Source organism: Pontibacter locisalis (assembly GCF_042684605.1).
GTDB lineage: Bacteria > Bacteroidota > Bacteroidia > Cytophagales > Hymenobacteraceae > Pontibacter > Pontibacter locisalis.
The window spans coordinates 176705-203453 of record NZ_JBHULU010000009.1 but is presented as its reverse complement, the minus strand read 5'-3'; the positions used below and the strand labels follow the sequence as shown (position 1 = coordinate 203453).

Below are 26749 nucleotides of genomic sequence, written 5' to 3'. Positions count from 1 at the left end.
CCCTGCAGTAGAAAACTGCAGGGCCGTCTCAGTATTCATGCTGTATCAGCGGCTTATCTTTTTTCAAGCTGCTTTTTCAGCTTCTCTTCTACATTCTTCAGCAACTGAAACCAGTTATCACCCTCATCCTGTGCAAATACATCATTACCGGGTATACCAACCCGCATGTGCACACTCTTCTGGTTAGTTGACTGAGCAGTCTCTTCCTTAAAGTACACATCCACAGAGTCTATTCGGGCATGGCGCTTTATTTTAGAGATAGAGTCGCGTACGCTTTGCTGTAGCGCATCAGATATTTCAATATCCACGGCTTGTACGTCCAGTTTTATGCCTTCAAAATGTTCTGTATAATTCATAATTTTTAATTTCAGTATTATTTAATATTATTTTCTCTGTACCACATTTGAGTTCAGTATAAACGTAAGACAATAGCTTTGGTTAGTTTCTGATGTGCAGGTCACTCTGCACTACCTTAAAAGTCTGCTTTTAAATTTTATTACTTTATTTTTATACTTGTCTATTGACATTACGTAAACCATTACTAACTTTGAAATTCAAAGTGCTTTAAAATGAATCAGCAGCAAGATCAATTAGCAGAACTGCATGAGATCCGGAAGATTATGGATCGCTCTTCCCGGTTTATTTCGCTTAGCGGCCTTTCAGGTGTAGCAGCCGGAGTCTCTGCGCTTATTGGTGCAGCTGTAGTTAAATGGTACCTGGTTACGCACAATATAAACTATAACCAGACGCTGGGCCGCGACCTGTCAAGAGACTCTGTACTGTTTATAATCTCTATGGCGGCATTTGTGTTTATACTTGCACTCTGCTCTGCTATTTATTTTACTGCTCGCAATGCCCGGAAAAGCCATCATCGAATTTGGGATAGCAAGACTGAGCGCCTGCTTTTAAACCTGTTTATTCCATTGGCAGCAGGAGGTGGGTTTTGTGCAGCACTAATCTACCATGACCTACTATATTTAGTGGCGCCAGTAATGCTTGTTTTCTATGGCTGTGCTTTGTTAAATGCCAGCAAGTATACCTTGAATGATATCCGGTACCTTGGCATTTTCGAAATTATACTTGGTTTGATCGCCAGCTTTTTTGTGGGGTATGGGCTGCTGGCTTGGACTGTAGGGTTTGGAGTGCTACACATTATATACGGTATGCTGATGTACTTTAAATACGAACGCTAGCAACCCGTGAAAGAGCACCTTGAAAACATAAACAAAGCCTTCGAAAGCAGGGCACGACTCGGGATTATGTCGGTGCTGATGGTAGAGGACCGTGTTGATTTCAGCACACTGAAAGATACACTGCAATTAACAGACGGTAACCTGGCCAGCCACCTGCGTGCTCTGGAAGAAGCCGATTATCTGCGCGTGGAGAAGCAGTTTGTAGGCAGAAAGCCAAACACAACTTACCATGCCACTGAAACAGGCCGTGAAGCCTTTAAAAGTCATCTTGATGCGCTGGAACAGCTAATTTTAAGTAACAGGAAAGACAGCTGATATTTTTTTGGCAACTTACTTTGCATTTCAAAGTACTTTAATAATTTTTTTTTTACTCTAAACCAAATTGATATGGCACATGGAAATGAATTTCAAAACAATCCGATTCATGCAGCCTCGGTGAGCAAACGGATGCTGCAAGGTGCGGGAATTGCCTTGATTCTGATCACAGTTTTTCTTCTTTCGGCTGGAGAACCTGACCCGAACTGGCCTAAGTTATGGATAATTAGACCATTAGTTGTCGTTCCCTTAGCCGGTGCGTTAGGTGGTGTTTTATACTACAACCTGGACCATCTGCGTAGCGAGGGCAGCTGGAGAAAAACATTGGCTCATATACTAAGCCTGATCGGGTATGTCATTGTGCTCTGGCTTGGTGTTGTTCTAGGGTTGCACGGCACCATGTGGGACTAATCATCCTTAAATATCAGAATCAAAATAATTGTTAAACTTTAAAAAACAGAATTATGAATACAACAAATGAACATCACGGAGAACTATCGAAAAATGACGGATCTACTGCTTTAAACATCATCAGCTGGGTGTTTGGCCTGGCATTTTTTGCCATCGGTGTCGTGAATACCTTTTGGGGGAACGACCCCGGCTTCGGGGTATTCATCATTCTTCTCTCTTTAGTTTATTTTCTTCCGGTAAATGCTATTCTCAAGAGAATGTTTGGCTTCTCTATTCTCTGGACTAGGCTAATGAGAATTCTCCTGGGCATCTTCATTATCTGGTCAGCAATGGGCGTGGGTGAGCTTTTCGATAAGATCGAATTAATGATGATGGATTTATAGTCCGGGAAGCGCTTCAACAACAGTAAGATTCAATATATACATATCTAACAAAATCATGATTACGCAAAATAAAAGACTTATCGGCATTGTATTCAGTGTAGGCCTTATACTTCTTATTCCACTGCTAGGGATGCTGTTCACAGATGAAGTGAACTGGAATGTATTCGATTTTATAGTCGCTGGAGTCCTCCTACTCGGCACTGGCCTCCTTTGTGAATTCACATGGAGATTTGTAAAGAACATGGATTACAAAATCGGCATCATTGCAATAATTTTGGTAGCACTATTCCTCATTTGGGCGGAGCTTGCAGTAGGTGTCTTCGGAACGCCGTTCGCCGGAAGTTAAGCGGAGACAAGAAGACCAGAATTAAAAGAAGTTTAGGCGGATTTTAAAGTTGAAATAACTATGGAAAATAAAATTGCAATGGATAAAGAACCTACGATCTGGAGTATAAGCGGCTGGATATTTAGCTTAGCTCTTGTTGTGGTGGGAATACTAAATATGGCTTTGGTACACTTCGTTCCAGGTATTGCTTACCTGATAATTTCTTTGGTTTACTTTCCCCCTGCTAATACCTACATCAGGAAGAAGTTAGGTTTCACGATTCCGCTTATAGTAAAACTCATGCTGGGCATAGCCCTTTTCATGTTTACGTTAGGGGTAAGCGACCTAGGAGATATGATTGACAAGTTGTAGAATATCATATAATCAGGAGTATACTTTCTACAGATCAAATAAATCAGCCATGAAAAATGAAATACTTTCTCATCTAAACGACCCCGGGCAGCTCGAAAAGCTGTACCGCAGCAATAAGGCGCCTTTCAAGCGGGAGTTCAGCGCCATTTATCCGGAACTTAAGGGTAACACACTCGCTGATTTCTGGAACGAAAGGCTGAGCTATGAAAGTGATGAGATTAACTGGGGCACTGGCAGGGAATTATTTTTTGTGATAATTGCCGCACTGGTGGCAGGTCTGATTGCCAAAATACCGGGTATATTCCAAGTCGATGAAGAGTTCTTCTACCCCAGAAATATAGGCTTTATCTTTCTACCACTCCTGACCGCCTACTTCGCCTGGAAAAACAACTTACAGTTTAAAAATATTGTTGTGATCTGTGGAGTGATGCTCCTCTCACTTATTTACATTAACCTTCTTCCAGGGACCAATAATAGCGACACACTGATACTGGCATGCATTCATTTGCCATTACTATTGTGGTTTTTATTAGGCGCTGCCTTTGTGGGCAATAACCTGCCAGACTTTAATAAACGACTTGATTACTTAAGATACAATGGTGATCTGATCGTAATGACAACCCTCATCCTTATTGCCGGCGGTATAATGACGGGGCTAACAATCGGACTCTTCGCGCTGATCGGTTTTCAGATTGAGAAGTTTTACTTCGAATATGTTGGCGTTTTTGGACTTGCGGCTGCACCTATAGTTGGCACTTACCTGACACAAACCAATCCACAGTTGGTAAGCAAAGTATCTCCAGTTATTGCAAAAATTTTCAGTCCACTGGTACTTATCATGCTGGTTATTTACCTCTTTGCCATCTTGTTCTCAGGCAAAGACCCTTACAACGACCGTGATTTTCTGATCATCTTTAATTTACTGCTGATCGGGGTTATGGCAATTATTTTCTTCTCTGTGGCTGAAAGTTCGAAAACAGCGAAAGGCACAACAGCCATTTGGGTGCTACTTCTACTATCAGTTGTAACTGTACTTGTGAATGGCATTGCGCTTTCGGCCATACTGTTCCGGATAGCGGAATGGGGCATTACTCCAAACAGATTGGCGGTAATGGGAGGCAACATCCTGATTCTGGTAAACCTGTTGCTGGTAACTGCAGCACTTTTCAGGAGTGTTACTAAAAAGTCTGATACAGTAAGTGTTGGCAGGCATATCGCTATGTTCTTGCCGGTTTATGCTATCTGGGCTATGATCGTCGTATTTCTTTTCCCTTTATTGTTTAGTTTTAGTTAAGTGTGTTTCCCAAGAGAGGCGCTCACGGCTTTCAGTACAATGGGCGCCTCTTTTACCACCTAAACAGCTGCCTCTAAGAGTTAACCCTGGAACTGTTACTTTAGTTGAAATTCTGCCTTCCTGCTTGTATATATTCTACTTCGCTTTTACAGGGACTTACCAAACTATGGCTAACAGCTTACTTCCTTGTTCTGCATTTGAATAGCCATTTTATTATACCTTGTGTACTAGCAGGGTCAAATTATATATCAGGCAGTGCATCTTCAAACTTTTTCACTTTCAAATTCCTAACCTAATCCCCAGCCTTTTTCGTTTATAAAGCAAGTATAACCAAAAGCTGGAGGAATTATGAGCACCCTACCTTTTAACTGGCTCACCGAAGGATTGATCGATTTTGAATATAAAAAGTACTTGTTATTAGCTTACCTGCAAGCTGCTAAAACTGAGTTTGGGCAGCAGCGTCTTTACCCCGTTTTCTCAGATCTGATCATGCACTACCGAAACCTGCTTCAGGTAAAGGAGCATAAAAAGCTAGTGTATGAGCAATTTCCTGACCGGATTAGTCGTGCTGATTTTGAAAAGCTGGAGCTGGTTTATGAGAAGATAGTAGAAGACGATGAAACCATGCAACAGATAGAAGAGATCATTCAATATGCTGCACCGCTTTTTGGTGAGGCTGTAGAAGAGGGAAAAGAGCTTTATGATTTTGTGGAGCGTCATCTTGAAATCAGCCCCGTAGGCATAACCCCCATTTACCACAACGAAGGCTACCTCTTTCTGGAAGCTTACCCAGGTAAAGAGACACAGGTATACCTGTACCGCATTACCATTTTTGAGAATACTTATGAGAAATATAGAGGAATCAACACCCAGCTGCTGCAGACAGTGCGCCGGGGCCTGGCTCAAACTCATGAGAACCTGAAGGTACAGCTGGTACGGGAGAGACAGGAGCTGCCAAATCCCGCTACTTTTGCTGTTGTGTCACGGGTACCGGTACCATTGGAGAATTCCCTGCTGCCGATAGCCAAGCGCTCCTTAGTCAAGTATGTTGCACAACTGGCTGCTTAAAAAGTAAACCAAATAATATTTAAGGCCTCCTGGCAGGATACAGGAACAGAAATATTACTGTTAACAGAAATCTAAACGTGATTTTCCCGTACATCCCAACACGCGAAACAATACACGAAGAGGATGAGACATCTGAATTACCTCGATCAGCTGGAGGCAGAGGCGATCCATATCATGAGGGAGGTTGCCGGACAGTTTGAAAAGCCTGCCCTGCTCTTTTCAGGGGGTAAAGATTCTATAACACTAGTACATCTTGCAGAAAAAGCTTTCAGGCCCGGCAAGTTCCCCTTTCCCCTGGTTCACATAGATACTGGTCATAACTTTCCGGAAGCAGTCCGTTTTAGAAATGAGCTGGCAAACAGGCTGGATGAAACTCTGATTGTACGCTATGTGGAGGATACTATTAGACGAAGAAGCCTGTCAGAGCCGAAAGGCCGTTATGCCAGCCGCAATGCGCTGCAGACTTTCACCTTACTGGAAACTATTGAAGAGCTTGGGTTTGATGCCTGTATTGGTGGTGCTCGCCGTGACGAGGAGAAAGCACGGGCAAAAGAACGCATCTTTTCTGTGCGCGATGAATTCGGCCAATGGGACCCGAAACGGCAGCGTCCGGAATTATGGAACATCTACAACGGGCACATTCACAAAGGGGAGAACGTTCGCGTCTTCCCTATAAGCAACTGGACAGAACTAGACGTTTGGAACTACATCAAGCGTGAAAAAATAAACCTCCCGGAAATTTACTACACCCATGAGCGCGATTGCCTTGTAAGAGATGGAAAGCTGATGGCTTGGTCAGGACACCTTCAACCGGAGCCGGAGGATGTTGTGGTGCGTAAGCAGGTACGCTTCCGAACAGTTGGCGACATGACCTGTACAGCTGCCATAGAATCTGCTGCTTCTGATGCAGCCGGTGTAATTGCTGAACTCCTGGAGTCAAAAATTAGTGAACGTGGCGCCACCCGCATCGACGATAAATTATCTGAGACAGCCATGGAAGACAGAAAGAAAGGAGGTTACTTTTAGAATGGATTTACTGCGTTTCATAACAGCCGGCAACGTAGACGATGGGAAAAGCACCTTGATCGGCAGGCTGCTGTACGATACCCGGCAAATATTCGAAGATCAGCTGGAGGCAATACAAAGCACAGGCCGCCAGAACGAAGACGGGCAATTAGACCTTTCGCTGCTCACCGACGGCCTAAAGGCAGAACGGGAGCAGGGGATCACTATTGATGTTGCCTACAAATACTTTACCACAGAAAAACGCAAGTTTATTATTGCCGACACTCCGGGCCATATACAGTATACCCGCAACATGGTTACTGGTGCCTCCAACGCAAATCTTGCCGTTATTCTGGTTGACGCCCGAAAGGGTGTACAGGAACAGACCCGTCGTCATGCCATTATCTCGTCGCTATTAGGTATTCCAAGGCTTGTAATCTGCGTGAACAAAATGGACTTGGTAGGTTTTGACGAAACTATATACCGGGAGATAGTACAGGAATTCAGCCAGTTTGCTTCACAATTTAGGAGTAAAAAAATAGCTTTTATCCCGGTAAGTGCACTTAAAGGAGATAACGTCGCGGTACCATCTGAGAATATGTTCTGGTACGAGGGGCCAACAGTTTTAAACTACCTTGAAACTGTTCCGGTAGCCTCAGACATTAACCTGGATGATGCCCGCTTTCCGGTACAGTATGTAATTCGCCCTCTAACTGCTGAACACCATGATTACCGGGGTTATGCTGGTAAAATAATCAGTGGCACCTACAAAGCCGGCGATGAGGTTACCGTGCTTCCTTCCGGCCAGACTACAACCATAAGAACTCTTGCACTGGGTAATCAAGATCTGCAGGAGGCTTTTGCCCCTATGTCCGTCGTGCTACAACTGAATGATGAGATAGACGTTAGTCGTGGCGACACTATTGTGAAGAGCAAAGATAACCTGGAGGCAACAAGGGAATTTGGGGCTATTGTCTGTTGGATGCACAAAAAGGCGCTAAAGCCTGGTGCAAAGATGCTGCTCCGCCACAACGCCACAGAAACCCGGTGTATAATCCAGGCCATCGATTACAAGCTGGATGTAAACACAATGGAAAAACTGGATGATATGGATAAGGTGGTGCTGAACGAAATCTGCAGCGTTCAAATAAAAACAGCCACACCTTTGCTCCTGGACAAGTATGAAGAGAACCGAAGCAACGGTGGATTTATCTTAGTAGATGAGGTCTCCTTTGCTACTGTAGGTGCTGGAATGGTGACTGAGGTGGAGTAAAAGGCCGCCGCTTTTACTATTGCAGCGGCTTTCCTTTTTACACTAGTTCTAAGGTGTAGGTTATTTCAGCTGTTTTGTAAAGGACCATCGCTACCGAGCAATATTTATCCAGGGAAAGTTGGATAGCCTTATGCACTTTGCCTTCATCAAGTGGCCCACCAAGTTTAAAGTGCACGTTAATGGTTCCGAACAGAGAGCACTCCCCTACCTTTACACGGTCTGCTGATACTTTGATGTCAAAAGTACTTATTTGCTGACGCTGCTTTTTAAGAATCTGTATAACGTCAATGGCGCTACAGCCGCCAAGCCCCATCAGCAACATCTCCATGGGCCGGGCTCCTGCATTGTGTCCTCCAATCTCCGGAGCTCCATCCAGGTGCAGTTCAACCCCGGCTGATCCTGTTGCAACAAAATGATAATCCTGATCTACGCGTGTTAAATTAACTTCCATGTCTTTCTTTTTCCCGAAAGTATAAAGTATAAAAATAGGATTCAAATTTCACTCTCCTCCTCCTCTACCGACAAAATAGACAAAATCAACTACCAACTGCTCATCGGTTACTTTTGCCTCTTTATATGGAAATGAGAAGTATTGGTATATTCTGTTTTAGCAACTCAAAAAAGCGAATTTACTTTGTTCTGTTCAATACATTATCATGATCAGACAAGCTTATAAAACAGTTTTTACTACCAGAAATTTTACCGCATAAACTATGAAGAAGCAAGTACTCTTACTTTTATTAGGCTTAAGTACCGCTCAGGTATTCGCCCAAGGTCCTGGCGCCACTCAAGGTCGTCCGCAACAGCAGTCTTCCGCTGCTATACCAGGCACCACTGCTCCAAAAGGCAATGCCAAAATTAGTGGCGTGGTACTGGATGCCGAAACAAAAAAGCCTGTTGAGTTTGCCACTGTGGCTTTGATCAGCACTGTCACAGGCAAGCCGATAGACGGAACAATGGTTGATGACAAAGGTCGCTTTACCATCCAGAGAATAGCTGCTGGCAAGTACAACCTCAACGTGTCTTTTCTGGGTTACCAGTTACAAACCATCGAAAACGTAGTGGTTTCTTCGGATAATGCAGATGTAAATGTAGGCACCGTTTCATTGGCCTCCGATGCAAAGAAGCTAAGTGAGGTAGTGATTACAGGAGAGAAGCCACTTGTTGAAGAGAAAATCGACCGGACTGTATACAACGCAGATAAAGACATTACGAACGCTGGCGGTAACGCTGCTGACGTTCTTCAGAAAGTGCCTTCTCTATCGCTAGATAATGATGGTAATGTGCAGCTACGCGGAAGTTCAAATGTGCGCGTTCTGATCAACAACAAACCTTCGGCTATTATGGCGGGTAGTGTTGCTGATGCATTAAAGCAAATCCCGGCTGACCAGATAAAATCTGTAGAAGTGATTACCAGCCCATCTGCCAAATACGACGCGGAAGGCACTGCCGGTATCATCAACATCATCACCAAACGCGATGGTGGTTTACAGGGAGTAACAGGATCTGTGGCTGCAACTGCCGGAACGCGCGGAAGCAACAGTAATGCAAGCCTGAACATCCGTCGTGGCAAACTAGGGATAAATGGCAACTTTGGTGGCAACATGTTCTACAACAGAGGAAACATGACCAACACCATTATCAGCTATGATAATCCTGAAACTACCGATAGGGATGAGTCTTCTTTCAACTTTCAAAGAGGTGAAACACGCCCAAGAGGTGCATTCATGAATGGACAACTTGGGTTTGAGTATGACTTCAACCCAAAGAACAACTTATCCGGCGGCATTCGTACCAATGGTGGCGGCTTCCGTTTAACAAACGACCAGTACGTTTATACCGGTGCATTTACCGAGCCTGACTTCAATAACGACATCACCATGCGGAACCAGCGCATAGGCACAGACTATAACCTGGACTTTATGCACAGCTTCAAGAATCCTGGTCAGGAACTAGCGCTGTTGTCTTTATACTCTGTTACAAATACTGAGAACAACATTAGCCAGGACTTTTATAACGAAGGGGAAACTCCATTTACGCAGAAGCGCAACACCAACGATGGTGCTAACAGAGAATTAACATTCCAGGCCGATTACACGCATCCTTTCAAGAACAAGACAATGTTTGAAATTGGAGCTAAAACCATATTCCGTGATGTAGAAAGTGATGCAGTGTATCGTGATATCTTTGCCAACAACGCCGAATTTACAAGAGTAGATAATTTCTTTTATCAGCAGGATGTGTTTGCGTCTTACCTAACCTATGGTTTTATGGTGAAGAAGCTCCTGAATGTGAAGGTTGGTGGCCGTTATGAGTACACTGATATCAGCGCAGACCTGATCGGCAATGATAAAGACTACACTACTAATTACGACAACTTTATACCAAGCATAGCTTTATCGTATAACCTGAAGAATAAGCACACATTCAAAGCAAACTTCACACAGCGTATACAGCGTCCTTCTATGTTCTTCCTGAACCCTTATCGCCAGGAACAGACATCTAACACCTTCGTGCAAGGTAACGCCAACCTGGACGCAGAGTTAACTGACCTGTACGAAATAGGCTACAGCACATTCTTCAAAACAACTTCGATAAACGTTACAGGTTACATGCGCCAAACTGATAACGCTATCGAACCAATTGCCTCTATCATCACAGTTACAGAGGAGGACGGTTCTCAGAGAGAAGCTACTTTGCTGACATTCCAGAACATTGCTAAAAACAAAACATACGGAGTTAGCTTATTTGGCAACACGAAGCCAACAAACAACTGGACCATTGGCGGTAGCTCTAACATCTACTACGTAGACCTGAAGAGTGCTTACAATAGCAACAGCGGCTGGATGTACAACATTAACGCCAACACTTCTTACAGCTTTGGGAAAGGCATTACGGCTCAATTTAATGGAGGGTTCAACTCACAGAGAATACAGCTACTGGGCAGGTTTGCAGCCTTCTCTTACCATGGCTTATCTATCAAGAAAGAACTGTTTGATAAAAAAGGTGGCGTGAGCATTGGTTTGGATAATCCGTTCCGCGAAAACATGCGCATGAAGAACGACGTGAATGCACCGCGAACAGCAGTAAACCCTCGTGCTTATGAGCAGCATGTACGCATCAACAACTTTAACCGTGGTGTACGTGTTTCCTTCGACTACCGCTTCGGTAAGATGGACCAGCAAAAGCCGCCTCGCCGCAAGAAGAGCATCCGCAACGATGATGCTAAGCAGGGCGACGGAAACGGTGTAGGCTAAGATTACAGTATAACTACTACCTATCTATTTACTACCAATGACAAAGCCCCTCCATTAATGGAGGGGCTTTTGCTATTTTAAAATTTATTTTTTCCTATCGTTGCAGTTGATAAAACGCTTTAAAAAGCCTGATCACAGCGTCTGTATAGGAGTCTTCGTACCTTTCCAGAAGTCCATCAACCCGAAGCGCATCCTTAGTATCACGCCACTCCATGTACTTCACATTGGAGGTAGGAGAAGTAATGGTATACCTGGCTAATTTTACAATGGCATCCAGTTTATCTGGTTCTTTGAAGAGGGTGGGAGAAAAGCTTGCCCCTTGGAGTACACTTTCTGAGCCAACATACAGGGCACACTGTAGTTTACTTTTGTCTACGCTGTAAAACACATACGCGTAAAACCCATACTCATCCAACTCTATGCCACAGAGCAGATTTACCGCTGTTCTGGCAAGACTTCGTTTAAGAGGATGCAGGATAGGTTCTTTCACTATCTTTTATACGAACTATCAAATAAAAAGTATAATTATTTTACTTAATAAGATTAAAAGCTATCCTCAGCCTAAAATGGAGCCTCGCTGGCAAAATGAGTTATTCACAGGCTTTTTAACTATCTGTATGCAAACGCCGGCTCCTGTAGATTAGAGAAGCTTCTCTGTTGGCCCCTAAACAGCGGAAACCGTAAAAGAAGTAGTATAGCCTAAACAATGGACTTTTACCAATTCAATTATCTGCCAAGAGAGCAACGGGCCTAACTTGTCTGGAGATTAGGTAAGTTTCTCGCTATTCGATCCTATATGGGCTGCAACATTGCCCTCTACCACCTAACTGACTTTTTCGCTGAGGTCTGGTATTCTCCCGAAGATGACCAAATAGCTCTAGTGCACGGGTTTGAGAGCAGAAAACATTTGGAGCCGTACCTAGACATGATTGACCTGGAAAAGCTGTTAAATTAAATGCCTTCTTTAAGTGTCGACTATCTGCAGGCCGGTTGCATCAAAAATTTTTGGGACTAACTCTAAGTAAAAGTAAGGGCAACGGCCGTAAACCATCCATTACTTTCAACTTTTAACTTTCGGTCCTGTCGGTTTTTGCAGGTACCATAGACACCCAGCAAGCAGGAAACACTGTATAAATGGAGCAAAATAAAAAAAGCACTTACACCACATGTGGTATAAGTGCTTGATTATCAACGTGGGCCCAGCTGGAATCGAACCAGCCACCTACTGATTATGAGTCAGTTGCTCTAACCGAATGAGCTATAGGCCCGTTCCCCTCTTAGGAATGTGCTTCCTTTGATTTGGGAGTGCAATTTTACATATTTGCATTCAATATATCAAATACCAACTCATTATTTTTTTTCAAGTGGACCTTACACCTATTAAAAATATAATCTTCGACCTCGGCGGGGTCATAATCAACATAGATTACCAGAAAAGCATAAAAGAACTACAGAAGCTGTGCAAAGACGATTGCCAGATAGAATTTAGCCAGAAAGAGCAGTCTCACCTATTTGACCTGTACGAAACCGGCAACAGTTCTTCCGAAGAGTTCCGTAATAACCTGCGTGAGTCTTATAAAATGCCGAATGCTTCCGATGAGGAAATAGACGAGGCCTGGAACGCTATGTTGCTCGACATCCCAAAGGAGCGTATTGATCTTTTGTTAGAACTAGGAAAAAAGTACCGCATCTTCCTGCTTAGCAATACCAACGCAATTCACCTTAAGCGCTTTAATGAGATTGTAGAGCATAGTTTTACTATCCCTAGCCTTGATTCTTTATTTGAAGGGGCTTATTATTCCCATTTAGTTGGTAAGCGTAAGCCGGATGCTGAAATTTTCAAACTGATCCTTAACCAGCATAGCCTTAACAAGGAAGAAACGCTCTTTATCGACGACAGCATTCAGCATGTTAAGAGTGCCGATGAGTTAGGCTTAAAGACACTGCACCTGCAACCACCTCTTACCATAAACAAGTTTTTTCAGAATAATGAGGCAGTATAGCCAAAAGCAAACCTATGCGTTGCATCTCCTTCTATTCTGCCTGACTTTAGTGACCACAACAGTTGCGGGCACTGAATGGACGTTTGGCAAATTGTTTTTTGTAGGAAGAGAGGGCTTCTCCTGGACCGGCACTATTACCTGGGCAGAATTTGCAGCAGGACTCTATTTTTCATTACCCTTTCTGGGAGTACTTACGGTGCATGAGTTTGGCCACTACTTTACCGCAAAGCACTATCGGACCAATGTAACGCTCCCCTACTACATTCCGCTTTGGTTTGGAATAACAGCCTCCATTGGCACCATGGGTGCCTTTATTCGGATCAAAAGCCGCATTATTTCACGGCAACAGTTCTTTGATATCGGGATAGCAGGCCCTTTGGCTGGTTTTGTTGTTGCTATACCACTCCTCATCTATGCATTCACGCATTTACCACAACCGGAATACATCTACAACATTCACCCGGAGTACAGGCAGTTTGGGCTAAACTACGCTGAATACGTGTACCAGGACGGCTTCGGGAGCCTTGCCTTAGGTAAGAACTTGCTGTTTATGTTCTTTGAGAAATTTGTGGCTGACCCAGCCCTGGTACCAAACCAGTATGAGATGATGCACTACCCCCTTTTATTTGCCGGGTACCTCGCCTTGTTCTTTACTGCTCTTAACCTGCTCCCTATTGGCCAATTGGATGGAGGGCATGTGCTGTATGGTCTTTTAGGTTATAAGCGTTTCAACCGCCTCTCTCCTATCTTCTTTAGCCTCTTTATACTTTATGCGGGCCTTGGGGTGATCTCTCCTTACCGGGAACCGGTTTGGGCAGAAGAACTTCTGGTGTTTTTTGCACCATTTACTTACTGGGCTTTTATCAAACTTTTAAAAGACAGGCGCATGGGATTGGCAGCTACGATGGGCATGCTACTGCTGCAGTACAGCTTTGCCGAAATGCTGCCTGAGCTTGAAGCTTATTTTTGGATGTGGCCTTTCTACCTGCTTTACCTAGTATTTGTGCTGGAACCAGCCACACCAAAATTAAAATACAGTCTGTACCTAGCCGGGGTTATTCTTGCGGCGCAGATGCTCATCAGCACTTTTTTTCCGGATGCAGACGGGTATAGTGGCTGGCTTGTATTCGGATTGCTACTCTCAAGAGTAATGGGAATTTTTCATCCGTCCTGCCCTATTGAGGCACCACTTACTCCTGCAAGAAAAGCACTGGGAGTTTTAGCATTTATTATTTTCCTGATCTGCTTCAGTCCCTCTCCATTTATTGTAGAATAGAAAAAGGAGCTACCCTTCCGGGTAGCTCCTTTTAGCTAACACGTAAGAGATAAAGCTTACTTCGTTAAGATCATTCTATTAGAATACACTTTGTTTCCTGCTTCTACACGATAAATATAGGTACCGCCTGGTAAGGCAGCAGCGTCAAATTCCACGGTGTAATTTCCGGACTTCATAGTATCCGCGACCAATGTCTTAACTTTCTTACCAAGAACGTCATAAACTGCCACCTGCACCGGCCCATCCTGCGGAACAACATAGCTGATAGTAGCCTTGTTAGAGAAAGGGTTAGGATAGCTGTAAATACGCTCCTCGGTAGCATTTAATTCCGATGCTGTCACTGCGTTTGAAGTGCTTGAGCTAGCCAAAGGCTGTGCACCGGTATTCCACTGGCCGTGTGTGCGGGTAATAATTACAGCAAAGTCAGCGCGAGTTACATCCTGCAGGGGTTTAAAGGTTGCGTGCAGCGTTGGCTGTAGGTCGTATGGCCTTTGGGTTAAAGAGAAATATGCGTTTATGAGATTCAGCTCCAGGGCCACACTAACATATCCTTCCAGACCCTCCGGAATCTCTGCGGCATCTTCAATTGGGTAACTAGTGCCATCAACCTCAACTGTTGGTACTTTGCCATTGCGCTCCAGCGCAAACTCTTGTAACCCTAAAGCCTGCACGAGCGAGTAGGCTACTTCCGCTCTGTTCACTTTGCTGTAAGGAGAGAACTTACCAGGTGCTGAAGGAAGCATGATTCCGTTAAATTTATGCTCCTTGTCTCGTAAGGCACCACCTTTGGCTGTTATGGACTCTGCCAGCAGGTTTCTTTCTTTCACATCTGTCAGCGTATAGGACCCATCAATAGGCAGGAACTGGCGTATCCCCTCTCCCATCATCAGGTAATCTGCCATGTCAATGCGCTTTAACAATTCATCGGGCTTATACCCGCCTCCTGTTAGCCCATCCGCCAGGCGCGCACTTATAGCCATTTTGATAGCAGCCTCTGCCGGATGGCCTGCTATGTCGCTCAAACCAGTAGTGCCTGCTGCTGTCAGCATACTCACTACACCTTTAATCTGCTCTGGAAACGCCACTCCGTTTAGGCCGGACACTTCAGCTGTCCAGGTGCCGGTTTCTGGGGAGGCTACGGCTACGCCTCGGTCTGTACTAAGAGCAAATAAAACAGGAATTCCGGCGCTGGTTCTTACACCGCTAGGTGAGATTAGAGATAGCCTGACAGGGTTGCCCGTTTCACCTTCTACGCCACTTGCCTTGATTTTTGCCTCGATGCCTGTAGTACCTTCTGCTACATTAAAGGTATAGGTGTTTGTGGCAGGAGTTGCGGGGTTGTAATTTATAGTAAAGTTTTCTGTAAGATTGTTTGCATTTACATTGCTGTTAAAAGTCCTTGTCAGGTTAAGTGTTGATCCGTAAGGAGCAGCAGCTCTGAAAGCTTTGTCAACAGCGGCATAGGCATTCACATAGCCTGCACCAACTTCCCAAGACTCTCTACCTGAACAGCGGCATAGGCATTCACATAGCCTGCACCAACTTCCCAAGACTCTCTACCTGGAATGTTTGTAGCTGTTTGTTGCAAAATATCCTTCACCTGGGCTACCGTTAATGCTGGATTAGCATCCAAAAGAAGGGCTACAATTCCAGCCACATGTGGCGCTGCCATAGAAGTGCCACTCATGTGAGTATAATAAGGTACATGTGCCGGCTCAAGCTCAGTCGCATCCTTATCAGCAGACAATGAAGAAACCGGGGCAATAACTCTTGTGGAAATAATATCTACGCCGGGAGAAGTCACAGTAGGACGATCCTGCCAGGTATAAGCCTTCCCATCAAGCGTGAAGGAGCCGCCTTTTCCTTTGATTCCTCTTGAAGAGAAGTCTGCCAATCGACCAGATTTATCTCCCGCAGCAACGGCGATTACCCATGGAGCCTTCTTATACTGGCCAGTTATAGTGCCTGAGCCTGGGCCGGAGTTACCAGCTGAGAATACTACTACAATATTTCTGTCCACGCAACGCTTGGTAGCTAGCGTAATCGGGTCAGCAGGATTTACCTCTGTGCCTGTATCACTCGTAGTACCAAAGGAGTTAGTGATAACCCTGATATTGTACTGTGCCTGATTTATGATCGCATAGTCGAAACCGGAAAGCACGTCTAGCAGCAACAGAGCCGCACCAGAACCATATCCAACAAGATCAGCTCCTGGGGCAACGCCAGTATACTTTCCTGTTGATGCCTGACCAGTACCTCCAACAATACCCGCTACGTGCGTACCGTGCCCACCTGTAGCGTCAGTGTTAGGGATGTTCTCCAAGGGGGTATAGGGTAGAATACCTGCAACCGAATTAAGGTTAGTGGCAGCGGTTACATTTTGTTTTAGGTTTTTGCCAAACATCAAATCAGGATGTGTACCGTCTACACCGCTATCGTTGACGAGTACACCAATGCCTTTACCTGATACTGGTAAACCGCCGTTCTGTGTGGTGAAGGACAATTCATTACGAACCTTATCAACACCGGTAAGTGCAGTAGCAGAGTTATTCTCATACTTAAGAGATTCATTCAGGTAAAGAGACAATACACGGGAGTTTCTTGCAAGTGCCTCCACCTGAGGTGCTGTTGCCAGCACACCAGCTATAGGAAGGGCTCTTAGGGTTAAGCCTTGTGTGATACCAACTTGTGTAAGGGATGAAATGTCCAGGAGAGTTGGAGCTCCTTCTCCTTTAAAGGTTACCACGACTTGTACAGGTAGTATTCTGTTGGTTAGTGCTGCTCTAAGCTTAGGGTCCAGATATGCTTGCGCAAAAATCTGGCTTACCGCCAACAGGCAAAAAACAGCAACGGCTATAATTTTTCTCATAATGTAAATGGGTAAAAGTGAGACATAAATGTTTAAGGTAATTTGTGAGATGTAAGTAAATAGATGAGGTCTTATAGTTTACCAAGATATTATATTCCTTTTGTAAAGACTTTAAATACGGCCCTACATCCTTAATTAATTATATTTTAAAAGCATATTGTAGGGATAAAAAAAGAATAAACTGCTTTTTCATCTTCACGTAAGACCCTAAAATACAATACGTTAAACAACGTTTAAACTTTGATAGCCAAACATAAACCCTATACCCGTCAAAGTTATTTGCTATCCTTTACCATAGAGCTAAGTTAGGTTTAGAACTAATGAATGGCCTAACCTTTATTCAGACAAGTTGCACTTTACAAATAAGCAGCAGAGAGAATCACAAAATACCAAGCAGCCGACCTATAGCATACAGGACATGTTACAGGTATAATTTAGAGACATTTTTTGTGAATACCAGGCAAGAATTTGATTAAGCAAAAAGGCTGTAGAGGTATTCCCCTACAGCCTTTCTGTATTTGCTATTTTATTTTGGTTATCCCTGATAAGCCAGAATACCGCCCAAAAGATTGCGTACATTTTTGAAACCCTGCTGCTGCAGGAATGCCTTGGCATTGGCAGATCGGGCACCGGAACGGCACTGCACAATCACTTCCTGATCCTTCAGGTCCTCCAGATCCTCGAGTTGATTAGGCAGAGCGCCTAGCGGTATGTTCTTTGCCCCTGCAATATTGGCCTCCTGGTACTCCCAATCTTCCCGCACATCTATAATTACAGGAGTCTCTCCTTTATTGAGGCGCTCCTTTAATTCTTCTACTGTAATGTCTGATGATGTAATCATAGTTTAGTAAGTATTATTTTTTTTGTTATTAAAGCTCTTCTAGTTTGAATACGCAAAGTATAGAGGCCAGGTGCAAGCCCATTTAAGGTTAAGGGAGTGTTTTCACCTGAAAACTTATGTCGGTACACCTCACGGCCTGTAATATCATAAACGCGGAGGCTCTCATACTCACCTTCTATAAACACTTTGCCGGTTGAAGGATTTGGAAATACCTTTATTCTGGCAGCCTCTAATTCTTCCTCTACACCAAGGGCTTCCCCAGCCATAACCGGACGCATCATAATGGCTCCATCTAATTCTGTTTCCTCAGTCCAATTATTCGAGGCTGTAAATAAAAAGCGGCGGCCTGTTGCTCTCTCATTCCTATCGAAGCCGACATTTACAAACAAGCTGCCAGGCTGTTGCCATCCTATATAAAACCGACCTTCTACAGGCACTAGTTTCGATAGTTGTACCTCATAAAACTGATTCAGAGAATCGCTGTACTGTATCTGGAAGTTTTGCTGGTACAAAATTTTGCCAGGTACCCCATCCTCATCATCCCATACTTTGAATGTAAGTGAAGTTCCTGCCAGGTTAGTGCGAACCCTCGGGAAATAAATTCGGAAAGCCTCCACCTGGTCCGGCTGGTTCAGGTCATAGCGCTGCGCAACCTGGGTACTGGATGAGCCAACAAAGCTAAAACCCGCCTCTGCCGTGCCATCATCGTAGGCATAGTAGTTGGCAAACTCTGTCTTACGCTCGGTGCTGTCGTTGGCACGCTGTCGTATATCCAATTCGTTCGTGTTAAGAATGATACCGTGCACCAACGCAAACTGGTCTTGTGGAAGCATCAGATTGGCGAGAGTTGGCGTACCTGAAACAGGAAACTGCCTCGCCTGCGACGGGATCAATGCCTGGTTACGCAGAAAGGTATCAGCGGCTGTTGTATTTAACCTCTTGATGTACCCTCTCCAGCTGATGGCCCCCGGCAGCCCGCCAAGGTTGTTGACTGTAGCTGTGACCTCCTCTGCCAGCTCCCCCGCAGGATTCAGTAAAAACTGTTTGGCAGGCATGGCTGTATAGTGTTTTAGCAGTTTGCTTATGCCTTCACTAATGGCTATGTCGCGGGTAACATTCTGACCTCTGCGCCGGTTCTTGTCCAGCACAACGTAATCTACATTCCAGACATCGGCTAAACCGTTACGCTGACCAATGCTGCGAAACCTGAATTGGAAATCATCATGAAAAAACTTTGCATCCCTAACGCCTATAAAAGATTGTGCAAAGGAAGTGGCCTCTCCTAAACCCGGCTGCCTCCATACTTGCTGCCAGTTACCAGAGGCATCTTTAAATTCCACCAGCAGGCTCACCTGTTCTAGCCTGTCAGGGATATCACCTAAGCCACCTGACTGCCAGTAAAAGCTCAAGTAAACAGAATCTGCGGGATTAAGCCCACCAAGCAAAATTGGTTGGGAGGTTAAGGTATCAGACGGACCGGTTCCTACAGAACCGGGCGCATATGGCATACCTTTAGCGTTGAGTCCATCAAAAGAAGCTACATTCTTTGTGATCGGTTCGAAGGCATACCGATAGCTAATGTACACACCGCCATTCTTCCATCGATCCGGGTCCGGAACAGGATATGAGGCAGCAAAGTCATCAAAGAAAGGTAGTGAAAGTGCGTTAGTGGTGGTACGCATTTCTATATCCCACCTTTCCTGCTGGCGCGGCTCCTGCTGCAATGGCGTAAGTACGACCTGAGCCATGGCCCCCACACCCGCCATTAATAAAACAACAATAAGCGCCAGCGTATTTCTCATAGTGCTAATTCAGGTATTTGATGATGTTTGAAAGATGATATTTTCACCTTCTAATTTACCTTGTTTTGGTTTAACCGAAAGTTTCTCTGAAGATTATCTGTTCTACAGAATTACAATCTATAGTATTAACGAAAGCGCCCACCATTTCTGGTAGGCGCTTTCGTTAATTTCAAAATTTTCTACTCTATTCCCTGAATAGGTTCTTCACCGGCCACCCAAAGGTCAACAAATTCTCCTACACGGATCTTGGCGCCAACCTCGGCAAACGGGCGCTGCTTCAGAACTGTCCCCGTTGGTTCATTGCTGCCCTGTACATAAATTATGTTCCCTATCTGCAAGCCCTGCCCTACCAACAGCACAGAAGCCTCATCCACAGGCATACCAATCACTTCAGGCACTTCAAACTCTGTATTACCCAAGCCATTGCCTACATGCAGGTCTACCACAGCTCCTTTTGGCACCAGACCGCCTGGTTTTACTTCTTTTCCATTAACAAACTGCTTCAGCACCGCATTCTCCTGCAAGTCAGGCACATAAGTAATTTCCCCTTTCTTTAGCTCATAGCTTTTCAGAATCAATTCTGCATTTTTAACTGAACCATCGATCAGGTTAGGCATCTTGATCATCGGCGGGTTCTTCATGTTTATGGAGATGTATATCTTACGGTTCTCCTTCACTTTTGCTCCGGGAGCAGGATCCTGTGTCAGGATTTCGAACGGCTTCTGGTCTTGCTTATAAGTAGAGTCATTAATAAAATAGCGCAGGTTCTGATCCTCCAGAAGCTCTTCCGCATCTGCCAACTGCATGCCCTCTATCCTTGGAACAGAGATCGTCTCACCATGATTAGTGGTAGTAGGCAAGTAAACATAAAAGAAGCCAATTACCAGAACAGCAACAATGGCTGCCATCACGGCCAGATGTTTTAGAACATCTACAAAAGAATTTGCTTTAAACATGGGTGAATTTAATTGTTAAATGGCTGGAAGGGTTTAGATCCGCAGCCATCTAACTTTTTAACTTATTATATCTCTAATTTCTTCTTTGTACGCTCGATGCCGTACTGTAAAATGCGGTCAATAAAGTCGTAAGGCTTATAACCGTTAATGGCCGTCTGATGAAAGATACAGGTGGCTGGCGTCATACCTGGCAGTGAGTTTACCTCAATAATGATTGTTTCCACCTCGTCGTTTTCCAGTACCCGCACAAAAGCATCGATACGCGCATAGCCCTCAATATTCAAAATCTGCGCCACATGCTTCAGATCTTCCTTCACCTTATCAGAAATCTTCTGGCGGCGCTCCGGGTTGTTAGCATAACGCGCCGGCGTAATATTTTGTCCTTCTCCGGCCAGGAATTTTTCTTCCAAAGATAACACCTCTCCCTCGGCCAATGCTTCAGAAGCCTCAAACACCTCATAATTTACTGTGCCATCCGGGCTATAATTCGTCAGCAAACCACCCGTAATTTCTAAGAAATGTTTTGCTCCGTTTCTTGAAATCAGCGTTTCTACCAGGAAGCCGGCTTTGTTCGGAAATTCCTCCTTAAAGCCAAGTGACAAAGTTCTGGCACATTCGGTATCAAGCTCTTCCATTTCCCGAAACATTAACTTCGCGAACGCTTCCAGCTCAGCCCTGTTCTTGATCTTTTTCACTGCTGAACTGCATCCATCATCCGCAGGCTTCGCAATGAAGGGATAGTCAAACTCTGCCTCTATTTTCCTGAAGAACTCATCAGAGTTATTTAGCCAGTCTTCCTTTAGCGCCATAGCATGCTTGGCAACCGGCACACCGTGCTGCGCAAGTATCTCATTTGTTTCATACTTGTTAATGGTAACTCTGGATGAAAGAATACCGGACCCGTTGTAAGGGATGTGTAGCTCCTCTAGTTCCGCCTGCATAGCACCATCCTCACCCGGACGACCATGCAAGGCAATGAACACAACGTCCACCAGGTTTTTAAGCTGGCTATAGGTTATTCGCTGAGGATCCTGCAGGCTACGCCCTGTATACTTTCTGGTAATGCTCTCGGCCTCCTGCACAATCTGCGCCAGTACCGGGTGCGGCTTTCCGCCTTTCTCGAAATACTGTACCTTCTCCTTTATATCATCCGCATTATCCTTCAGCATGATGTTAATAGGGATCATGTACAAGCGGTGCTCCTCGTTACTGCCTGTCAGGAAGATAGGCAGCGGCTCATACTTTGTAGATGAGGCAAGCTTCTCGTAAATGTTACGGCCACTCTCCACTGAAATATGGCGCTCAGAAGAATAACCTCCCATAATCACCCCTACTCTTATTTTATCATGACGGTGCGCCTGCTCTTCTTTTATAGCTTTGTCCAGCTTAGCCAATAATCGCGTCAGCTTCACTGTATCTTTTCCTGCTTTCAGGCGCTCTGCAACCGATGTGCGGATAATGTAAGTAAGGAACTGTGATGGGTTCAGCCCGATCTCAGCTGCCTGGTGAAAAAAGAAAGACGAAGGCAACATACCCGAAGTAGTGTTGGGGTCGTTCAGGAATATTTCCCCGGAATCGGTAATAAAGCCATCCAGACGTGCATACACATTAAATCCAAATGCAGCAAACAACCTGCTGGTAGCTTTCCTGATATCCTGGATCTGCTCTGTTGGCAGGTTAATTGGTGTGATCTTACGGCTCAGACCCGGCAGGTACTTCGAACGATAGTCAAACACTTCGCTGCCCTTCACGATCTCGGTTGGAGGCAGGGCAATTGGCTGCCCCTGCTCGTCCTGCACCACAATACAGGAGAACTCCTTACCTTGTATGAAAGCTTCTACCAATATCTGCTGCTCATGCTCCACATTGGTTAAGGTGATGCTATCGGTGGCAGAACTGTCAAACGTATGGTTAATGTGGTTCAGCAGCTCTTCCGGGTGATAAATAATTTTACCATCCTGTAGCATTACCGGCATACCTATTCCCTCGCGAATATCAACAAGCTGCTTCATACTCATCAGCTGCTTTTCTTCACTTAAGGCCATCCACTGGCTCTTATAGATAGTCTTGGTAAAGAAGCTGCGTTCTACCCCGGCCTCAAAAGCGGCAAAATCATTTTCTTTAATGATGGAGACGCCAATAGAAGATCCCTGATGCGGGGCCTTCAACACCAGCGGCAAACCTAGATCTGCTACCAGTTTATGAAAGATACTTTGCCGCTGGCTCTGGTTTGACCAGTCAGCATACTGTATTGTTCTGTAATCAGGTGTAGGGAAACCATGCTGCTTCAGCATCTCTTTCTGCGCAGCCTTATCAATACCAATAGCTGAAGGAAGTATGCCTGAGCCGGAATAAGGGATATGGTACCACTCCAGTAGTCCCTGAATGCTGCCATCTTCGCCATAAGGCCCATGCAGTGCCAGGAAAGCGAACTCAAAATGCTCTTTAAATTCGTTTGGCTGCAGGCGCTTACCTGCCTTTGCAATAATCGCATCCTGTTCGGCTATACTTAGCTCTCCCAGAGACTCCAGGTAAATCTGCAGTCCATGCTCACTTTCCGGAAGAGCCTCAACCGGAGGGTAAAAGTCACGGATAGTGCCCTTGTAAATGTACTGCCAGTCCAGGAGTATAAAGTTACCAAGGCTGTCCACGAAAACCGGAACTGCCTCAAACAGTGACTTATCTAAATTATCATATACTGTACGGCCTCCCGCAAACGAGATCTCACGCTCACGCGATGGCCCTCCAAAGATTATTCCTACTTTCATTAATGCAAAGGTAATAAAACAGGTATAAAGTTAAGATATTAAAATGAGGCGTGAAATGTTGTTTAGCCTTGTTTTTCAGTTCTGGCCGGGTGTTTCCGGGCATTTACCACGTTCACGTTCAAATGTGCGCAAATTTAACACCAAGGTCTATTAACCAATAAGCGGCAAAATCGTAAACCTACAACATTATAGCCATTTCACTATATTTGCCTTATGGCCGGAGAGCAACAACAAAATCCGGCAGAAAACGAACAACGAGTAACGCATAACGAAACTTTATTTACCTCATGAGAACTGCAGACCAGTATAACTTTGCCGGAAAGAAGGCATTGGTGCGTGTTGATTTTAACGTGCCGCTTGATAATGAATACCGCATTACGGACGACACCCGAATCCGTGCGGCAGTGCCAACCATCCATAAAATAATGAACGATGGCGGTGCTGTTATCCTTATGTCGCACCTTGGTCGCCCTAAGAACGGACCAGAAGAAAAATACTCCCTGCGCCACCTCATTAGCAGATTGGAAGAGGAGTTTGACACGGTAGTGCGCTTCTCAACAGACGCTGTAGGTCCTGAACCGCAGCAAATGGCGGCAGAGCTAAGACCGCGTGAGATCCTTTTGCTGGAGAACCTGCGCTTCCATAAAGCCGAGGAAAAAGGTGATCCGGAGTTTGCAGAGGAACTGGCCAAGCTGGGTGATGTATATGTGAACGATGCCTTCGGAACAGCCCACCGTGAGCACGCTTCCACTGCTGTTATAGCACGTTACTTCCCTAACGACAAGGTTATGGGCTATGTGATGCACGCAGAGCTTGATAATGCCAGCCGTATCCTGGATAATGCGGAGCGTCCGTTTACAGCTATCATGGGCGGAGCAAAGATTTCTGATAAGATTATGATCATCGAACAGCTGATGAATAAGGTGGATAACCTATTGATCGGTGGTGGCATGTCTTATACATTCATAAAAGCAGATGGCGGTGAAGTTGGCTCCTCTCTTGTTGAGGCAGACAAGCTGGATTTAGCTAAACGCCTGATCGGCATGGCCCGTGAAAAGGGAGTGAAGCTGATGCTGCCAATTGACTCCGTGGTTGCCGATGCGTTCAGCAATGATGCAAACGTGGACACCTGCCTGAGCCATCATATCAAACCGATGTGGATGGGTCTTGACATTGGTCCGGATGCCCGCGAGCAGTACGCGGATGTAATCGCGAATTCAAAAACAATACTCTGGAACGGCCCAATGGGTGTTTTTGAAATGTCAAACTTCTCAGTAGGCACTGAGGCTGTAGCCGAAGCTGTTGTAGAGGCCACTCGCCGTGGAGCATACTCCCTGATAGGAGGCGGAGACTCTGCTGCGGCTGTAAACCAATTGGGTTATGCCGACAAGGTTTCTTATGTATCAACAGGTGGTGGTGCCTTGCTGGAATACATGGAAGGAAAAACCCTTCCGGGAGTTGCTGCCATCGAGCGCGACAACTACTAAGGGTTACTTTATAGATAGAAAATCCCCTGTTACTGTAAAGTGACAGGGGATTTTTGTTTATATTGTTCTGGAAATATATTTACAATCGTTCACTGATCCACACCTACACCCATGAAACTTACTTATGTAGCAAATCTGCTTCTCTGCCTCTTGCTATTTAGCAGGTGCAGCCCCGAAGCAACTTCCTCCTCTACAGCTGATACCTTTGAGCTTCAGGAGGCAACTATCTCAGAAATTCACCAAGCCCTAAAAGACGAAACCTGCTCATGCCAGCAACTGGTATCTGCCTACCTGAGCCGCATAGAAAAGTATGACCAGCCAACGAAACTAAAAGCCATTGTAGTCACAAATCCTGATGCCCTTGCAAGAGCCCGCCAACTGGATGAAGAGTACAACAAGACAAAACGACTGCGCCCATTGCACTGCATTCCAGTAATCGTAAAAGACAACTACAACACCGAGGAGCTGCAGACAGCAGCCGGTTCGCTGGCACTGAAGGGATTCATACCCGCTGAGGATGCTTACCAGGTGCGGGAGCTAAAGAAGGCCGGTGCAATTGTTCTTGCAAAATCCAATATGGCGGAGTGGGCCTTTAGCCCTATGGTATCGATCAGTTCCATTGCCGGTGAGACTCTGAACCCTTACAACCTGGAACATGTACCGGCAGGCTCAAGTGGGGGAACGGCTGCCGCTGTGGCCGCTAACTTCGGCACGGTAGGTCTGGGTACAGACACAGGCAACTCCATCAGAGGCCCTTCTTCTCATAATGCACTCGTAGGCTTCCGCTCCACACTTGGCCTAACAAGTCGTCATGGTATTGTGCCACTTTACCTTCGCAATGATGTGGGCGGACCTATGGCCCGAACTGTAGAGGATGCCACAAAAGTACTTGAAGTAATTGCCGGTTATGACCCTGCGGACCCGCTCACAAAACACAGCCAGGGAAAGGTGCCCCAGAACTATACACAGTTCCTGGATAAGGATGGCCTGAGAGGGGCCCGCATCGGAGTGTTCCGGACCCTGAGCGAAAAGGATCCTGATCCACAGGTAAAAGTGCTTTTCGAACAAGCCATCACCGACCTTAAAGCTTTAGGAGCAGTAATTGTAGATCCTTTTGAGATAGCCAACTTCGATAGTCTCCGCAAAGACCAGTGGTGCGATGTTTTTCAAAAAGACCTAAATGACTACCTTTCTGCTCAGGGAGACGCTGTACCAGTAAAAAGCTTAAATGAAATTGTTGCTACGGGAAAGTACTCGCCATACATAGAGGAAAACCTCAAGTACTTCCAAAAGAACCAGGTTGTTTGGGCAGAGGGCTCCCTTGCCTGCGGAGATGCTTACCAGGATCCGAAAAGAATAGCTTTCAGAAATGCTGTGGAGAGAGCGATGGACCAATACAAAGTAGACGCCATCATTTACCCTACCTGGAATAACCCTCCTGCTAAGGTTGGCGATTTTGAAGGATATAAAGGAGACAACAGCCAGATAATAGCTCCACATACCGGTCAGCCTGCCTTTACTGTTCCGATGGGTTACACGTATGGGAACTTACCCGCCGGCATCCAGTTCCTCGGCCGCATGTTTGATGAACCTGCTTTAATAAAATATACTTACTCCTACGAACAGGGAACAAAGCATCGTAAGCCACCGGTAAAGTTTAGTGAGAAAGTAGCAGGGAAATAGAACCTTTAGCATTCAAAGCCTATCGCACAGGTGAAGCATAAAGTAGAGTTGCTTTTTTTTTATAACTTAGCAAACAGACTTCTTTGATAAGAAGCTTGTTTGCTAAGTTAAGTTCTGATCCCGGTTCGTGTCTGGATCTTCAGAACATGTTCCTTTTAAAGTCTTACC

At 45.2% G+C, this 26749-nt stretch carries 24 protein-coding genes and 1 tRNA gene; 15 read left to right on the top strand and 10 right to left on the bottom strand.

Annotation, left to right across the window (positions count from 1 at the left end; translation table 11 throughout):
• Positions 1-53: 53 nt before the first annotated feature.
• Positions 54-356: a ribosome hibernation-promoting factor, HPF/YfiA family gene (hpf, locus tag ACFSRY_RS06595; RefSeq protein ID WP_377504276.1), complete on the bottom strand. Its 303-nt coding sequence runs from the start codon at positions 354-356 to the stop codon at positions 54-56.
• Positions 357-569: 213 nt separating this feature from the next.
• Between hpf and ACFSRY_RS06590 the strand changes: the two genes are divergently transcribed.
• The 10 genes from ACFSRY_RS06590 (at position 570) to ACFSRY_RS06545 (ending at position 7639) form a co-directional block, all read left to right on the top strand.
• Complete coding sequence (locus tag ACFSRY_RS06590) at positions 570-1193, top strand: hypothetical protein (protein WP_377504274.1); 624 nt, start codon at positions 570-572, stop codon at positions 1191-1193.
• A gap of 66 nt (positions 1194-1259) precedes the next feature.
• The gene (locus ACFSRY_RS06585) at positions 1260-1508 is read left to right on the top strand and encodes a winged helix-turn-helix domain-containing protein (protein ID WP_377504430.1); all 249 of its coding nucleotides are present in this window, start codon (positions 1260-1262) and stop codon (positions 1506-1508) included.
• A 72-nt stretch (positions 1509-1580) separates the two neighbouring features.
• Positions 1581-1919 (top strand): potassium transporter KefB, encoded by a 339-nt coding sequence (locus tag ACFSRY_RS06580; RefSeq protein ID WP_377504272.1) that lies wholly within the window; start codon positions 1581-1583, stop codon positions 1917-1919.
• Positions 1920-1972: 53 nt separating this feature from the next.
• Positions 1973-2302, top strand: coding sequence for a hypothetical protein (locus ACFSRY_RS06575; protein WP_377504270.1), 330 nt, complete (start codon positions 1973-1975; stop codon positions 2300-2302).
• Positions 2303-2357: 55 nt separating this feature from the next.
• Entirely contained in the window at positions 2358-2648 is a 291-nt protein-coding gene (locus tag ACFSRY_RS06570; RefSeq protein ID WP_377504268.1) for a hypothetical protein, read from the top strand.
• 60 nt (positions 2649-2708) lie between these two features.
• Positions 2709-2999 carry a hypothetical protein gene (locus ACFSRY_RS06565; protein ID WP_377504266.1) on the top strand — a complete coding sequence of 97 codons (291 nt, stop codon included), beginning with the start codon at positions 2709-2711 and terminating at the stop codon, positions 2997-2999.
• Positions 3000-3048: 49 nt separating this feature from the next.
• On the top strand, positions 3049-4293 hold the full coding sequence (locus ACFSRY_RS06560; RefSeq protein ID WP_377504264.1) for a hypothetical protein: 1245 nt from the start codon (positions 3049-3051) through the stop codon (positions 4291-4293).
• A 348-nt stretch (positions 4294-4641) separates the two neighbouring features.
• Positions 4642-5361 (top strand): hypothetical protein, encoded by a 720-nt coding sequence (locus ACFSRY_RS06555; RefSeq protein WP_377504262.1) that lies wholly within the window; start codon positions 4642-4644, stop codon positions 5359-5361.
• Positions 5362-5484: 123 nt separating this feature from the next.
• Positions 5485-6387 (top strand): sulfate adenylyltransferase subunit CysD, encoded by a 903-nt coding sequence (gene cysD, locus ACFSRY_RS06550; RefSeq protein ID WP_377504260.1) that lies wholly within the window; start codon positions 5485-5487, stop codon positions 6385-6387.
• 1 nt (position 6388) lies between these two features.
• The gene (locus ACFSRY_RS06545; protein ID WP_377504258.1) at positions 6389-7639 is read left to right on the top strand and encodes a sulfate adenylyltransferase subunit 1; all 1251 of its coding nucleotides are present in this window, start codon (positions 6389-6391) and stop codon (positions 7637-7639) included.
• Between the two features lie 37 nt (positions 7640-7676).
• Here ACFSRY_RS06545 and ACFSRY_RS06540 read toward each other — a convergent pair whose 3' ends face one another.
• Positions 7677-8090 carry an OsmC family protein gene (locus tag ACFSRY_RS06540; protein WP_377504256.1) on the bottom strand — a complete coding sequence of 138 codons (414 nt, stop codon included), beginning with the start codon at positions 8088-8090 and terminating at the stop codon, positions 7677-7679.
• A gap of 262 nt (positions 8091-8352) precedes the next feature.
• On the opposite strand from ACFSRY_RS06540, the gene ACFSRY_RS06535 reads away from it, so the two are divergent.
• Positions 8353-10896, top strand: coding sequence for a TonB-dependent receptor domain-containing protein (locus ACFSRY_RS06535; protein ID WP_377504254.1), 2544 nt, complete (start codon positions 8353-8355; stop codon positions 10894-10896).
• 94 nt (positions 10897-10990) lie between these two features.
• On the opposite strand, the gene ACFSRY_RS06530 is transcribed toward ACFSRY_RS06535, so the two are convergent.
• Both ACFSRY_RS06530 and ACFSRY_RS06525 read right to left on the bottom strand, forming a co-directional pair.
• A complete protein-coding gene (locus ACFSRY_RS06530; protein WP_377504252.1) occupies positions 10991-11386 on the bottom strand; it encodes a hypothetical protein in 396 nt (131 codons plus the stop codon).
• A gap of 704 nt (positions 11387-12090) precedes the next feature.
• Positions 12091-12164 (bottom strand) — tRNA-Ile (locus ACFSRY_RS06525).
• Positions 12165-12260: 96 nt separating this feature from the next.
• Here ACFSRY_RS06525 and ACFSRY_RS06520 point away from each other — a divergent pair.
• Together ACFSRY_RS06520 and ACFSRY_RS06515 are read left to right on the top strand one after the other, a co-directional pair.
• Complete coding sequence (locus ACFSRY_RS06520) at positions 12261-12899, top strand: HAD family hydrolase (protein WP_377504250.1); 639 nt, start codon at positions 12261-12263, stop codon at positions 12897-12899.
• Positions 12900-12948: 49 nt separating this feature from the next.
• The gene (locus ACFSRY_RS06515; protein WP_377504248.1) at positions 12949-14175 is read left to right on the top strand and encodes a site-2 protease family protein; all 1227 of its coding nucleotides are present in this window, start codon (positions 12949-12951) and stop codon (positions 14173-14175) included.
• Positions 14176-14231: 56 nt separating this feature from the next.
• On the opposite strand, the gene ACFSRY_RS06510 is transcribed toward ACFSRY_RS06515, so the two are convergent.
• The 6 genes from ACFSRY_RS06510 to ACFSRY_RS06485 form a co-directional block, all read right to left on the bottom strand.
• Positions 14232-15647, bottom strand: coding sequence for a T9SS type A sorting domain-containing protein (locus ACFSRY_RS06510; RefSeq protein WP_377504246.1), 1416 nt, complete (start codon positions 15645-15647; stop codon positions 14232-14234).
• A complete protein-coding gene (locus ACFSRY_RS06505; RefSeq protein WP_377504244.1) occupies positions 15644-17044 on the bottom strand; it encodes a S8 family serine peptidase in 1401 nt (466 codons plus the stop codon). The genes ACFSRY_RS06510 and ACFSRY_RS06505 overlap by 4 nt, the downstream gene beginning before the upstream one ends.
• Before the next feature lie 535 nt (positions 17045-17579).
• Positions 17580-17885, bottom strand: coding sequence for a rhodanese-like domain-containing protein (locus tag ACFSRY_RS06500; protein WP_377504242.1), 306 nt, complete (start codon positions 17883-17885; stop codon positions 17580-17582).
• Positions 17882-19687: a T9SS type A sorting domain-containing protein gene (locus tag ACFSRY_RS06495; protein ID WP_377504240.1), complete on the bottom strand. Its 1806-nt coding sequence runs from the start codon at positions 19685-19687 to the stop codon at positions 17882-17884. The genes ACFSRY_RS06500 and ACFSRY_RS06495 overlap by 4 nt, the downstream gene beginning before the upstream one ends.
• A 179-nt stretch (positions 19688-19866) precedes the next feature.
• Positions 19867-20643 carry a PASTA domain-containing protein gene (locus tag ACFSRY_RS06490; RefSeq protein WP_377504238.1) on the bottom strand — a complete coding sequence of 259 codons (777 nt, stop codon included), beginning with the start codon at positions 20641-20643 and terminating at the stop codon, positions 19867-19869.
• A 65-nt stretch (positions 20644-20708) separates the two neighbouring features.
• Positions 20709-23411, bottom strand: a complete 2703-nt coding sequence (locus ACFSRY_RS06485) for a D-alanine--D-alanine ligase family protein (RefSeq protein ID WP_377504236.1) — start codon at positions 23409-23411, stop codon at positions 20709-20711.
• A gap of 287 nt (positions 23412-23698) precedes the next feature.
• Here ACFSRY_RS06485 and ACFSRY_RS06480 point away from each other — a divergent pair, with 287 nt between their 5' ends.
• Both ACFSRY_RS06480 and ACFSRY_RS06475 read left to right on the top strand, forming a co-directional pair.
• Positions 23699-24898, top strand: a complete 1200-nt coding sequence (locus ACFSRY_RS06480; RefSeq protein ID WP_377504234.1) for a phosphoglycerate kinase — start codon at positions 23699-23701, stop codon at positions 24896-24898.
• 111 nt (positions 24899-25009) lie between these two features.
• Positions 25010-26581, top strand: coding sequence for an amidase family protein (locus tag ACFSRY_RS06475; RefSeq protein WP_377504232.1), 1572 nt, complete (start codon positions 25010-25012; stop codon positions 26579-26581).
• Positions 26582-26749 lie beyond the last annotated feature (168 nt).